The 12,711-nt window shown below is 59.7% G+C and carries 13 protein-coding genes and 1 pseudogene; 8 read left to right on the plus strand and 6 right to left on the minus strand.

From position 1 onward, the window contains the following. Positions 1-69: 69 nt before the first annotated feature. Positions 70-462, plus strand: coding sequence for a 30S ribosomal protein S9 (gene rpsI, locus ACIQ3A_RS05900; protein WP_396430827.1), 393 nt, complete (start codon positions 70-72; stop codon positions 460-462). A gap of 163 nt (positions 463-625) precedes the next feature. Next, positions 626-991 carry an iron-sulfur cluster insertion protein ErpA gene (gene erpA, locus ACIQ3A_RS05905; RefSeq protein WP_108406126.1) on the plus strand — a complete coding sequence of 122 codons (366 nt, stop codon included), beginning with the start codon at positions 626-628 and terminating at the stop codon, positions 989-991. A 34-nt stretch (positions 992-1,025) separates the two neighbouring features. On the opposite strand, the gene ACIQ3A_RS05910 is transcribed toward erpA, so the two are convergent. Both ACIQ3A_RS05910 and ACIQ3A_RS05915 read right to left on the minus strand, forming a co-directional pair. Next, positions 1,026-2,162 (minus strand): anhydro-N-acetylmuramic acid kinase, encoded by a 1,137-nt coding sequence (locus tag ACIQ3A_RS05910; RefSeq protein ID WP_396430828.1) that lies wholly within the window; start codon positions 2,160-2,162, stop codon positions 1,026-1,028. A 130-nt stretch (positions 2,163-2,292) separates the two neighbouring features. After that, positions 2,293-3,759, minus strand: coding sequence for a peptidoglycan DD-metalloendopeptidase family protein (locus ACIQ3A_RS05915; protein WP_396430829.1), 1,467 nt, complete (start codon positions 3,757-3,759; stop codon positions 2,293-2,295). 143 nt (positions 3,760-3,902) lie between these two features. Between ACIQ3A_RS05915 and tyrS the strand changes: the two genes are divergently transcribed. Genes tyrS through dbpA form a run of 4 tightly spaced genes read left to right on the plus strand, consistent with a single transcriptional unit; the run spans position 3,903 to position 7,996 of the window. Continuing rightward, positions 3,903-5,135, plus strand: a complete 1,233-nt coding sequence (gene tyrS, locus ACIQ3A_RS05920; protein WP_396430830.1) for a tyrosine--tRNA ligase — start codon at positions 3,903-3,905, stop codon at positions 5,133-5,135. A gap of 49 nt (positions 5,136-5,184) precedes the next feature. Further along, positions 5,185-6,111, plus strand: coding sequence for a cation diffusion facilitator family transporter (locus ACIQ3A_RS05925; protein ID WP_396430831.1), 927 nt, complete (start codon positions 5,185-5,187; stop codon positions 6,109-6,111). After that, positions 6,108-6,551, plus strand: coding sequence for a D-aminoacyl-tRNA deacylase (gene dtd / locus ACIQ3A_RS05930; RefSeq protein WP_396430832.1), 444 nt, complete (start codon positions 6,108-6,110; stop codon positions 6,549-6,551). The genes ACIQ3A_RS05925 and dtd overlap by 4 nt, the downstream gene beginning before the upstream one ends. Before the next feature lie 35 nt (positions 6,552-6,586). After that, on the plus strand, positions 6,587-7,996 hold the full coding sequence (dbpA, locus tag ACIQ3A_RS05935) for an ATP-dependent RNA helicase DbpA (protein WP_396430833.1): 1,410 nt from the start codon (positions 6,587-6,589) through the stop codon (positions 7,994-7,996). A gap of 167 nt (positions 7,997-8,163) precedes the next feature. Here the strand turns inward: dbpA and ybeY are convergent, their stop codons facing one another. Both ybeY and ACIQ3A_RS05945 read right to left on the minus strand, forming a co-directional pair. Beyond that, positions 8,164-8,619, minus strand: a complete 456-nt coding sequence (gene ybeY, locus ACIQ3A_RS05940) for an rRNA maturation RNase YbeY (protein WP_396430834.1) — start codon at positions 8,617-8,619, stop codon at positions 8,164-8,166. Positions 8,620-8,636: 17 nt separating this feature from the next. Further along, complete coding sequence (locus ACIQ3A_RS05945; protein WP_396430835.1) at positions 8,637-9,620, minus strand: PhoH family protein; 984 nt, start codon at positions 9,618-9,620, stop codon at positions 8,637-8,639. A gap of 93 nt (positions 9,621-9,713) precedes the next feature. Here ACIQ3A_RS05945 and ruvA point away from each other — a divergent pair, with 93 nt between their 5' ends. Both ruvA and ruvB read left to right on the plus strand, forming a co-directional pair. Continuing rightward, entirely contained in the window at positions 9,714-10,289 is a 576-nt protein-coding gene (ruvA, locus tag ACIQ3A_RS05950; protein ID WP_396430836.1) for a Holliday junction branch migration protein RuvA, read from the plus strand. A 14-nt stretch (positions 10,290-10,303) separates the two neighbouring features. Continuing rightward, complete coding sequence (ruvB, locus tag ACIQ3A_RS05955; RefSeq protein WP_396430837.1) at positions 10,304-11,356, plus strand: Holliday junction branch migration DNA helicase RuvB; 1,053 nt, start codon at positions 10,304-10,306, stop codon at positions 11,354-11,356. 66 nt (positions 11,357-11,422) lie between these two features. On the opposite strand, the pseudogene ACIQ3A_RS05960 reads toward ruvB, so the two are convergent. After that, a pseudogene (locus ACIQ3A_RS05960) lies at positions 11,423-12,068 on the minus strand (histidine phosphatase family protein). 12 nt (positions 12,069-12,080) lie between these two features. Next, entirely contained in the window at positions 12,081-12,698 is a 618-nt protein-coding gene (locus tag ACIQ3A_RS05965; protein WP_396430838.1) for a DUF4136 domain-containing protein, read from the minus strand. Positions 12,699-12,711 lie beyond the last annotated feature (13 nt).

Genomic DNA, 12,711 nt, shown 5'->3' on the forward strand with positions numbered 1-12,711 from the left:
GTATGGCGGCGCTGAGCACCCCCACACCGCCCAACAGCCTAAAGTGCTGGAAATTTAAGGAGCCTTGAGATGATTGGTGAATGGAACAATGGCACAGGCCGTCGCAAATCCAGCGTCGCCCGCGTGTTTCTGAAAAAAGGCACTGGCAAGATCACGGTCAACGGCAAGGACATCCAAGCCTACTTCGGCCGTGAAACTTCGATCATGATCGCCAAGCAACCCCTCATGTTGACCAACCATGCCGAAACTTTCGACATCATGATCAACGTGCATGGCGGTGGTGAGTCCGGTCAAGCCGGCGCTTCGCGCCACGGCATCACCCGCGCCCTGATTGACTACGATGCAACGCTCAAGCCTGTGCTGAGCCAAGCTGGTTTCGTCACGCGCGATGCCCGTGAAGTGGAACGTAAAAAGGTCGGTCTGCACGGCGCTCGTCGTCGTAAGCAATTCTCGAAGCGTTAATCCGCTTTCTGTTTGTCAAAAAGCCGCAACGGTTTGCCGTGGCGGCTTTTTGCTTTTGGGGGGCAGCTTCAAAAGCCCATAAGCGCAGTAGCGTTACTGCTTGGTCAGGGCCGTAATTCCCGACCAACGCGCTATACTATTTCTCATTGAACGGAGAAACACCATGAGCGCTCTTGCAGAAAATATCCAGACCGAAATGCCCACGCCCATTGTCTTTACCGACAGTGCCGCTGCCAAAGTGGCCGACCTGATCGCTGAAGAGGGCAACCCTGATTTGAAATTGCGTGTGTTTGTCCAAGGTGGCGGGTGCTCTGGTTTCCAGTACGGTTTCACCTTTGACGAAATCACCAACGAAGACGATACGACCATGAGCAAAAACGGTGTGTCCTTGTTGATCGACGCAATGAGCTACCAGTACCTCATTGGTGCAGAGATCGATTACAAAGAAGACCTCCAGGGCGCACAGTTCGTCATCAAGAACCCAAATGCCACATCCACATGCGGTTGCGGTTCTTCATTCTCAAGCTAAAAGCGTAGGCTGGCGAGCCTGGGCTCGCAGTGCATCACCGGGGGTAAACTGCCCCTAACACACGGGCGCCTCTGGCGCCCGTGACGCTTGGCAGGCTCGCTGTCTCGCGTCGAATGTTTTTGTAGGCCAGCCATGCAAATGCGGCTGCCTCCACTTGCAAAGGGGGTAAACCTCTTGCGCCGCTGTTGATGACTTGCAAATCTGGCAAATGGTGGGCCAGTCGACGCATCAGTTGCGCGTTCAAAGCGCCACCCCCACACACAATCAACTCCTCAGCCTTGATCGCATACCGCTGGACATCGCTTGCACAAGACAGGGCAGTGAACTCGGTCAAAGTGGCCTGAACGTCTTGCGTTCTGAGTGGGGTGTCTGAAGGCAAATGCGCCTGCAGCCACGCCGGGTTGAACAGGTCACGCCCCGTGCTTTTGGGGGGTGACCGGTGCAAAAAGCCTTCGGCCATGAACTGGCCCAGCAACTCGGACAAAACGAGGCCTTGTGATGCCCAGGCGCCATCCCGGTCAAAGGCTTGCCCGGTGTGTGTTGCACACCAGAAATCCATCAAGGCATTGCCAGGGCCGCAGTCCCAGCCCAGCACGGCGCCATTGGGCTGAAGAATGCTGAGGTTGGAGATGCCTCCGATGTTGAGTACCGCTACGCAAGCGCCAGGGCGAGCGAACACGCCATGGTGAAAGGCTGGCACCAGCGGTGCGCCCTGGCCGCCCGCAGACAGATCGCGGTTGCGAAAGTCGGCCACCACGTCGATATCGGTGAGTTCGGCGAGCAAGGAGGGGTTGATCAGTTGCAGCGTGTAGCCCACGGCTGCTTGCTGGCGTGCGGTGTCACCATCAAATTCAAGGGGGCGGTGACGCACAGTTTGCCCATGCGCGCCGATGGCTGTGATGTCTACTGCTTGCAAACCGCTTTGCAGCAGCAGAGCCTGAACCACCTCGGCATAACGGCGCGCGATCTGATTGCCAGCCAGTGAGCTGCGGTGTAATTCGTTTGGGCCACTTTGGTTGATTGCCATCAACTCGGCTTGGAAAGGGGCGTCAAAAGCCACAAAAAAATGGGCTTCGACCTTTACCTGCCCCTGTGCGTCAATGTGTGCCAATACGCCATCAACGCCGTCGAGCGATGTGCCTGACATCAGGCCAATGAAGTACGCAGTCATCGGGAGGGGCGGTGAAAGTGCATTGGTTTGGGGCCGGGCTGCAGTGACGCTGCAGGTCAAGGACGCATCGGACCAGGAAGCAGTCAAAGTGCTGCGGCATACCCAGCAAGGGCTTCGCAGCCCTTGAAGATCACTGCACCGCGCCTTCTCTCATTTGTGCTGCGGCCTGCAGCTGTGACTTGGCCTGCTCAGAAACCGACTTGAAGCGTGCCATGGCGGCTGGGCTGAGGGGCGTGCTTTGGGCTTGCTGGATCAGCTTTTGGGGATCAACGTGTGTGCCGTTCACGCGAAATTCAAAGTGCAGATGGGGGCCTGTAGACCAGCCAGTGGTGCCCACGGCCCCGATGGCTTGGCCCTTTTGCACAGTTTGACCCTTTCGTACCTGAATCCGGCTGAGGTGGGCATAAACGGTGGAATGGTTGTTGCCGTGCCGAATGATCACCGTGTTGCCATAACCGCCTTGCACACCTGCGAATTCGACAACGCCATCGCCCACGGTCTGGGCGGGTGTGCCAGTTGGCGCCGCATAGTCCACGCCAAGGTGCGCTTTCATGGTCTGGAAGATGGGGTGCAGGCGCATGGCAAAACCACTGGTCTTGCGGGAAAAAGCCACGGGTGATGCCAGGTAAGTTCGGCTCAGACTTTTGCCATCCATGCCGTAGTAATTGCCTTTTTGGCCAGGCTCTTGGTGCCAGACGGCTTCGTAAGTCTTATTGCCGTTGTTGAAGTCGGCCGTCAAGACGCGGCCAGTGCGGATCGGCTCACCATCGGCTTCCAAAACTTCATAGACCACTGAAAACCGGGCACCCTTGCGCAAACTGCGGTGAAAGTCGATCTGGTTGGAGAAAATATGGGTCAGCTGGCTGATGACGGCATCGGGCAGGCGGGCTTCATCGGCAGAGTCGTAAAGAGAACTCGCCACGGTGCCACCGGTCATGCGGATGCTGGTGGTCATCGGTGAGGTTTCCAGGGCCGCTTTCAAGCCCTGCTCAGTCCGCTGAATCACCAAGCGCTGGAAAAAAGTATCGGATTCGTTGTTGAGCCAGCGGACATTGATCTGGCTTAAGCGTTGTTGTCCATCCGCTTCAGCCACGACGGAGCGCCCAGCTTGCTTCAGCGCCTGTTTGGCCAATGGGTTGGTGCGCAAATATTGGGCAGCTTCCGGGTCAACCAAGCCCAGACGGCGCAGCAAACTTTCAGCCGTGTCTGAAGAACGGGTGCTGTCGGTGCGTGTCAGGCGCATCTCGATCAGGTCAAGAGAAAGGGCCTGGTCTTCCAGTTTTGCAATCGCGACAGGCACCACCACCGTGGTGACGGGTTGTTCGGCAATGTCGGGGCCGAGGTTGGCGATGGCGAATGCGCCACCACCGCCAGCCAGCAAAATGGCGGCCAGCGTGGCGCTGATGGTTTTGGGGTGTCGAGTCAGCCAGCGTGCCAAAGCCTGGACTGGCAACACCAGTTGCGGGTGCTGTCCATCCAGCCAAGCCAGCATGCGCTGGGTGGCGATCAGCAAAGCACCCAGCACAGCGGTGCAAAGGAACAGGAAGCCGACGAACAGTGAGACCAGCCGGGACTGGATTGAGGAGATAAATGACATCAATTCGGGAGTGTTTCACGTCCCCCATCGTTTTAGCGATGAGGTGCCGCGATCTGCACATTCAGGCCGCCCTAAAATGGGCGACTTGTAGATTTCGAGCCATTGTACCGGTCTATACCCCTTTGACTTCAGAAAAAACCCTTATGAATCAAGCGCTTGTTACAAAATTCCCGGTCACGGACAAGACCCTTAATGCTTTGGAAGTCACCTTGAGGGGGTGCGACGAGCTGATTCCCAAAGAGGACTGGCTGCAAAAGCTGGCCAAATCTGAGTCTACGGGCGTTCCTTTGCGCATCAAACTGGGCTTGGACCCGACGGCGCCTGACATTCACATAGGCCACACCGTGGTGCTCAACAAAATGCGCCAGTTGCAGGATCTGGGCCATCAGGTCATCTTTTTGATCGGCGATTTCACCAGCCTGATCGGGGATCCTTCGGGGCGCAACAGCACCCGCCCGCCCCTCACACCCGAGCAGATCAAGCTCAACGCAGAGACTTATTACAAGCAGGCCAGCCTGGTGTTGGACCCTGCCAAAACCGAAATTCGTTACAACAGTGAGTGGTCGCTGCCCTTGGGCTCCATGGGCATGATTCAGCTGGCGGCCAAGTACACCGTGGCCCGCATGATGGAGCGCAATGACTTCCATGACCGATTCAAGGCAGGCACGCCGATTTCGGTGCACGAATTTTTGTACCCCCTGATGCAGGGCTACGACTCGGTCGCCCTTGAATCGGACCTGGAGCTGGGCGGTACCGACCAGAAGTTCAACCTGCTGATGGGCCGCCACTTGCAAGCCGAATACGGGCAGGCGCAGCAATGTATTTTGACCATGCCGCTGCTGGAGGGACTGGACGGCGTGGACAAGATGTCCAAATCCAAAAACAACTACATCGGGATTGCGGAGGCACCCAACACCATGTTTGCCAAGGTGTTGAGCATTTCCGACACGCTGATGTGGCGTTGGTACACCTTGCTGTCGTTCAAGTCGATGCCAGAAATCGAGGCTTTGAAAAAAGAAATCGAAGGTGGGCGCAATCCCAAGGACGCCAAGGTCATGCTGGCCAAAGAGATCACAGCCCGCTTTCACAACATGGCCGCAGCCGATGCCGCCGAACAGGACTTCGTCAACCGCAGCAAGGGCGGCGTGCCCGATGACATCCCTGAAGTGTCTTTGACAGGGGCTCCGATGGGCATCGGGGCCTTGCTCAAGTCAGCCGGGCTGGCGCCATCGACCACGGAGGCGGGGCGCTTGGTGGACGGTGGGGGCGTGCGAGTTGACTCCAGTGTGGTCAGCGACAAGGGCTTGAAACTCGAAGCGGGCACTTACATTGTTCAGGTGGGCAAGCGAAAATTTGCCAAGGTGACGCTGGCTTGACCGGGGGGTGGCGCACGGTGTGCTCATCCCATAGGGTTATCCTGAGCCCATGAAAATCATTGACTCTTGGATGAACCCCACGCGCATGCTGTGGGCTTCGGTGGTGGTGGCCTTGGTCACGATTGGCCTGAAAACAGGGGCCTGGTGGCTGACCGATTCGGTGGGTTTGCTGTCGGATGCGATGGAGTCGCTGGTCAACCTGGCCAGCGCCATCTTTGGTTTGATGATGGTCACCATCGCAGCGCGCCCGGCCGATGAGGCGCACCCTTACGGCCACCACAAGGCCGAGTATTTTTCTTCCGGTTTTGAGGGCATCCTGATCGGGGTGGCCGCGCTGGGCATCATCTGGGTGGCGGTTCATCGCCTGTTTGATCCTCAGCCCATCGAGCAAGTCGGCTGGGGCCTGGCCTTGTCGGTGGGCAGTTCGGCCCTGAATGGCTTGCTGGCCTGGTTGATGTTTCGAGCAGCGCGGCAGCACCGCTCGCTGGCGCTGGAAGCCGATGCCCGCCATCTGGTGACCGATGTCTGGACCTCGGCCGGGGTGGTGGTGGGCATTGTCCTGGTCAGCATGACGGGCTGGCTGTGGCTGGATGCGGCAGTGGCGATCGGTGTGGCCCTGAATATTTTGAAAGAAGGCTGGAGCCTGATCTGGCGCTCATCCCAAGGCTTGATGGACGAGGCGCTGGAGCCCGAGATCCTGGCCGATGTCCAAAAGGTGCTGAATGACTTTACACACCAGCGTGGCGAGACAGAGATCATCCGCTTTGACCATCTGAACACCCGCAAGGCCGGGCAGCGCCGTTTTGTGGACGTGCACATGCACATGCCCGCCAGTTGGACCTTGGGCCGGGCTGCCGCTTTGCGTGGCAGTGTGGAGCAGGCCCTGATGAGCGAAGTCCCCGGATTGCGCGCCACCATTCAGCTTTTGCCCAGCGATGTGGAAGCGCACTTCGACGACCCACGGGATTTGAAATGATCGCACTGCTCCAGCGCGTGACTGAAGCCTGTGTCCAGGTCGATGGCGAAGTGGTGGGGCAGATCGGTGTGGGCTTGCTGGTGCTGTTGTGCGCTGAGAAGGGCGATACCGAAGCGGTGGCCGACAAGATGCTGGCCAAGGTGCTGAAGTTGCGCATCTTCAGTGATGCTGCAGGCAAGATGAACCTGAGCCTGCAGGACGTGGGCGGTGGCCTGCTGGTGGTGAGCCAGTTCACGCTGGCGGCCGATGTGGCCGGTGGCAACCGCCCCAGCTTCACCCAGGCCGCAGCGCCTGAAGAAGGGCTTCGTCTGTACGGGCATTTTGTGGCGCAAGCCCGAAAAGCCCACCCGGAGGTGCAAACCGGGCGCTTTGCCGCCGACATGAAAGTGTCCCTGGTCAACGATGGGCCGATCACGATTCCGATGCGCATGACGGCCTGAGGTTTTGTCGAGGGGTGTCCAACGATAATCCCGGCATGACTGCAACTTCTTCTGCCGCGACATCTGCTCGCTTTGACCAGCTTCAGCTGGCCCCCGCCACCCTTCAAAACCTTGAACAACTGGGCTACACCCAGATGACGCCCATTCAGGCCGCCAGCTTGCCGCTGACCCTGGCAGGGCAAGACCTGATCGCGCAGGCCAGCACCGGCAGCGGCAAAACGGCCGCATTCGGGCTGCCGCTGATTGAGCGCCTGCAGAGCGCAGGGTCACCCAGCACCGCCATCCAGGCCGTGATTTTGTGCCCCACGCGCGAGTTGGCCGATCAGGTCACCCAGGAAATCAGGCGCCTGGCCCGCGCACGCCAAAACGTCAAAGTGGTCACCTTGTGCGGTGGCGTGCCCTTGCGCGGCCAGACCGTGAGCCTGGCGCATGGCGCCGATGTGGTGGTGGGCACGCCTGGCCGCATCCTGGACCATCTGGAGCGGGGCTCGCTCAGTCTGGCGGGCGTGAACACCTTGGTGCTCGATGAAGCTGACCGCATGCTGGACATGGGCTTTTTCGATGACATCGCCAAGTTGGTTCGCCAGTGCGCCAAAGACCGGCAAACCTTGCTGTTTTCGGCCACTTACCCGGAAGGCATCGCCAAGCTGGCGGCGCAGTTCATGCGTGCCCCGCAAACGGTGAAGGTTCAGGCGCAGCACAGCGCGCACAAAATTAGCCAGATTTGTTACGAAGTGAGCGAAAGCCAGCGACTGGATGCCGTGTCCAAACTGCTGGCGCATTTCCGGCCAGAGCGCACGCTGGCCTTTTGCAACACCAAGCAGCAATGCCGTGATCTGGTGGCCGTGCTGCAGGCGCAGGGTTACAGTGCCTTGGCCTTGTTTGGCGAGCTGGAGCAGCGCGAACGCGACCAAGTGCTGGTGCAGTTTTCCAACCGCAGTTGCTCGGTGCTGGTAGCGACCGATGTCGCCTCGCGTGGCCTGGACGTGGAAGGTCTGGAAGCCGTGATCAACGTCGATGTGACGCCCGACCCCGAAATCCACATCCACCGGATCGGCCGCACTGGACGGGGCGACGCCGAAGGGCTGGCGCTGACGCTGGCCAGCATGGACGAAATGGGTTCGGTCGGCAAGATCGAGCTGATGCAGGGCCGCGAGTCCATTTGGGCGCCGATTTCTGGTTTGACCCCAGCCCCCGGAGGCCTCTTGCAACCGCCCATGCGCACTTTGCAAATCGTCGGTGGCCGCAAAGAAAAAATCCGTGCTGGCGATGTCATGGGCGCGCTGGCTGGCGAATGCGGCCTGACCCGTGAGCAGGTGGGCAAGATCAATGTGAACGAGTTTTCGACTTATGTGGCGGTGCAAGCGGCATTGGCTAAAAAGGTCGAGGCGCAGTTGTCGCACGGCAAGATCAAGGGCAAGAGTGTCAAGGTGCGGTTGCTCTGACGGTTTTGTCTTTTGCGGTGGACGGTGTGTGAGGGGATGCGGCGGGTTCCTCATACCGGGGTACCGAAAATCGTCACCCGCCGCATCCCCTCACACACCTTGCGGTGGTTTTGGCATTGGTTCGGCCAACGGCGTTTATCGCTTTGTTTCGGCCTCAATCGCTCAAACTAGAAATAAGGGTTCTTCAGCCCCAAGCCCGCCAAGATATCGATCTCATAGGCCTCCATCTCCTCGGCATCGGCCTCGCTGGTCTCATGGTCCCAGCCCTGCGCGTGCAAAGTGCCGTGCACCAGCAAATGCGCATAGTGCGCCGCCAGCGTCTTGCCCTGCTCTTTGGCCTCACGTGCTACCACCGGTGCGCACAACACCAGATCGGCCATCACCACTGGCGCTTGCTCGTAATCAAACGTCAGCACATTGGTGGCGTAGTCCTTTTTTCGGTAACTCTGGTTCAGCGCGCGTCCTTCCTCTTCGCCCACGATGCGCACCGTGATTTCGGCGTCATCGGCCAGGGCGTGGCGAATGGCGCGGGCAACCGCATGGCGGGGCAGGGCGGCGCGGTGGCGGGCTGCATAGGGGATGTCGCCAAATTGCAGGGAAAGTTGGAGTTGTTGCAGGGCCATGGGGTTCGCAGGGGTGTTCAATCGTCGGTGGGCAGAGGCTTGCGGCGGGTCGTGACGCCCGCACGCATGGGGGCGCTGCCCTGCGCATCGTAGGCGTCGACGATGCGGGCAACCAGGGGGTGACGCACCACATCGGCACTCGAAAATCGGGTGAAGGCGATGCCCTTGACGCGTTTGAGCACCCGCTCGGCATCGATCAGACCACTGAGCTGGCTTTTGGGCAGGTCGATTTGGCTGACGTCGCCAGTGACCACCGCCTTAGCGCCAAAGCCGATCCGTGTCAGGAACATCTTCATCTGTTCGGTGGAGGTGTTTTGTGCTTCGTCCAGGATCACGAACGCGTTGTTGAGTGTGCGCCCGCGCATGAAGGCCAGCGGCGCGATCTCGATGGCGTTGCGCTCGAAGGCCTTTTGTACTTTGTCGTAACCCATCAAATCGTACAGCGCGTCGTACAAAGGGCGCAAATAAGGGTCGACCTTTTGCGACAGGTCGCCGGGCAAAAAGCCCAGTCTTTCACCGGCTTCCACGGCTGGCCGCGTCAATACGATGCGCTGGACACTGGCCCGCTCCAGCGCATCCACCGCACAGGCCACGGCCAGGTAGGTTTTGCCGGTGCCCGCAGGGCCGATGCCAAAGGTGATGTCGTGCGTGGCAATATTTTCAAGGTAGGCCGCTTGTACAGGCGTGCGGGCCTTCAGGTCAGCACGGCGGGTCTGCAAATCTGGTGGCGTCATGCCTGTCTCGGCGGCGGGGTCTCCGGCCAGCATCAATTGCACCATGTCGGGGGCAATTGGGCGGTCGGCGCGCTCGTAAATGGCTTGCAATATTTCCATGGCACGCACTGCCACGGCCTTGGGGCCGTCCACCTTGAACTGCTCATGGCGGTGCGCTATGCCCACTTGCAGGCCTGCTTCGATCGTGCGCAGATGCGCGTCCATCGGACCGCACAGGTGTGCCAGGCGTGTATTGTTGTGCGGGGTGAAGGTGTGTCTGACGATCAAGTGGATAATCCTGTCCGTGGTGGTATCGCTGGGTTATTTGCAGGCCGAGGAGCCCCGATTCTCCTCCATATCAATGCAACCTAAAGGCCCTCCATGATTGGCAAACTCACTGGCATCCTGAGCGACAAGAACCCCCCCGAGGTGGTGGTGGACTGCCATGGCGTTGGCTACGAAGTCAACGTGCCCATGAGCACCTTTTACAACTTGCCTGCGACCGGTGAAAAAGTCAGTCTGGTCACGCACTTTGTGGTGCGCGAGGATGCGCAGATTCTTTATGGCTTTGCCACCTTGGCCGAGCGTGAGGCTTTTCGCCAGCTCATCAAAATATCCGGCGTCGGCCCCCGCACGGCCTTGAGCGTGTTGTCGGGCATGAGCGTTTCAGACTTGGCGCAGGCCATCAGCACGCAAGAGGTCGGGCGCTTGGTCAAAGTGCCGGGCATTGGCAAGAAAACCGCTGAGCGCCTGTTGCTCGAACTCAAAGGCAAGCTGGGGGGTGATCTGGGCGGCCTGTTTGCCACGAACACCAGCGATGCTCAAAACGACATCCAGCAAGCCTTGCTGGCACTGGGCTACAGTGACAAAGAGGCGGCTGCTGCCCTCAAGAGCCTGCCTGCCGATGTGGGCGTGAGCGAGGGCATCAAGCTGGCGCTCAAGGCCCTGAACAAATGAAGGCGAACTGAGACATGAGCATCCGCACCGACGATTTCGCCCCGCAGCCCGAACCCCGAGTCATTTCGGCGGCGCCGGTCTCCCACCATGAAGAGGCGATTGAGCGCGCTCTGCGCCCCAAGCTGCTCGACGAATATGTCGGTCAAGTCAAGGTGCGCGAGCAACTGGAAATTTTCATCAGCGCCGCCAAAATGCGTGAAGAGCCGCTGGACCATGTGCTGCTGTTTGGCCCACCCGGCTTGGGTAAAACCACGCTGAGCCACATCATCGCGGCCGAGCTGGGGGTGAACCTGCGCCAGACCAGTGGCCCTGTGCTCGAAAAGCCGAAAGACCTGGCTGCGCTTTTGACCAATCTTGAGCGCAATGATGTGCTGTTCATTGACGAAATTCACCGTCTTTCGCCCGTGGTCGAGGAGATCTTGTACCCCGCGCTGGAGGACTACCAGATCGACATCATGATCGGCGAAGGCCCTGCCGCCCGCAGCATCAAGCTTGATTTGCAACCTTTCACGCTGGTGGGCGCCACCACCCGCGCTGGCATGCTCACCAACCCGCTGCGTGACCGCTTTGGCATCGTCTCTCGGCTCGAGTTTTACACGCCCGAAGAGTTGACCCGCATCGTCACCCGCAGCGCGGGTTTGCTCAAGGCGCCGATCGATGCCGCAGGCTCTTTTGAGATCGCCCGACGTTCACGTGGCACGCCGCGCATTGCCAACCGGCTGCTGCGCCGGGTGCGTGACTATGCCGACGTCAAGGGCGATGGCACCATCCACAAAGGCCTGGCGGAGTCGGCTCTGGTCATGTTGGATGTGGACCCGGAAGGCTTTGACCTGATGGACCGCAAACTGCTGGAAGCCGTGATCCACCGATTTGACGGCGGCCCGGTTGGGTTGGACAACATCGCCGCCAGCATCGGTGAAGAACGCGACACCATCGAAGACGTGATCGAGCCGTATCTGATTCAGCAGGGTTATTTGCAACGCACACCGCGCGGTCGCATGGCCACCTTGGCCGCGTTCAAACATTTGGGGGTCACGCCGCCCAAGTCGTTTGGCGACCGACTCTGATCGGTGCAGTTGCAGCTTGCATGAGGTTTGCATTCACCTTCGCAGATGAATGCAAATCCGAACCCTTCAGGTCGTTGTTTCGTCTTTGCCCAGCGCATCCAGGTGCGAGGTATCGCCCCAGCCCACCAGTGAAAGACCTTGAGGTGTCCACAGCAGCCGGTTGACGGCGGTGTTGGTCAGCTGCCAAGTGCGTGGGGCTTGCAGCGATAGGTGGGTTGCAGCGCGGTACAAGACGTCCAGCACGCCGCCGTGCACAACCAGGACGATTTGCTGGCCTGGGTGTGGTGCTGCCAGTTCATCCACAGTTTTCAGGATGCGCTCGTGCAGCGTGAGCAAAGATTCGCCACCACCGGGGGGGGGTCCATTCGGGCACACGCTTGCGCCATTGAAAGGCGTGCTCGGGCAGCTCGGCTTCGATTTCGGAAAATGTGCGGCCCTGAAATACACCAAAATGCCGCTCGCGCAGACCTGCATGCACCGTGACGGTCTGGCCCATGGCCTGTGCAATCGCGCTGGCCGTGGTGTGGGCCCTTGACAGGTCACTGGCATAAATGGCATCCACCGTGTCACGCTGCAACAAGGCTTGCGCCAGATGGCTGGCTTGTCGTAGCCCCGCTTCGTTGAGTGGAATGTCCAGGTGCCCCTGAAGACGGGTGTCCACGTTCCAGGCGGTTTCTCCGTGGCGAATGGCCAGAATGCGGGTGGCGTCCATGAAGTCCTTGGTTCAGCGTGGCAGTTCGATGTTCACCCGACGCAGCCCTGCCGGCGGGTTCGGAAAGTTGGCCAGAGCGGCTTGAAAAAGGGTCGCAAAAATGGTGGTGTTGTCTCGCCAGGGCCCATCGTGTGAGGCCCGGGTTTCGTAGACGACCTGGCCTGTCTTGAGATCGCGCATGATCAACCCCACTTCTCGGTGGTAATGCGTGGGTGGTGGAAAGCGCATGCCCAGGCCCAAGCCAACATGAGGTCCGAGGCCGCTGCCCAAGTAGACGTTCCCGTAGGGTGTCCAGCCCGGAGGCAAAGGGCGACCCCAAGGGTCGGCCAGGTACTGCACCCCCGAAAAATTCACCAGCACGCTGATTTGAGCGCCCGCATCGTCGCGGACCAGGCCCACAGCGGTCATGGCCGCTTGGGCCTGTTGCTCGGCCAGTCCTGCTTCGGGGTTGTTGACTTGCGAGGGCAGCCGTTCAAAGCGGTATTTGGCGCCTTGCAAGCTCATCCCGCTTGGCACGGCGGCCACCGACACCACGTCGCTGTCGATGATGCGCATCGAGGCACAACCGGTCAGCAGGCTCAAGGCCAAAACGGTGGCCAGCCCCAGTAAACGTTTCAATGGATGTTGCATGACACACCTCCCA

Source organism: Limnohabitans sp. (genome assembly GCF_044361985.1).
GTDB lineage: Bacteria > Pseudomonadota > Gammaproteobacteria > Burkholderiales > Burkholderiaceae_C > Limnohabitans_A.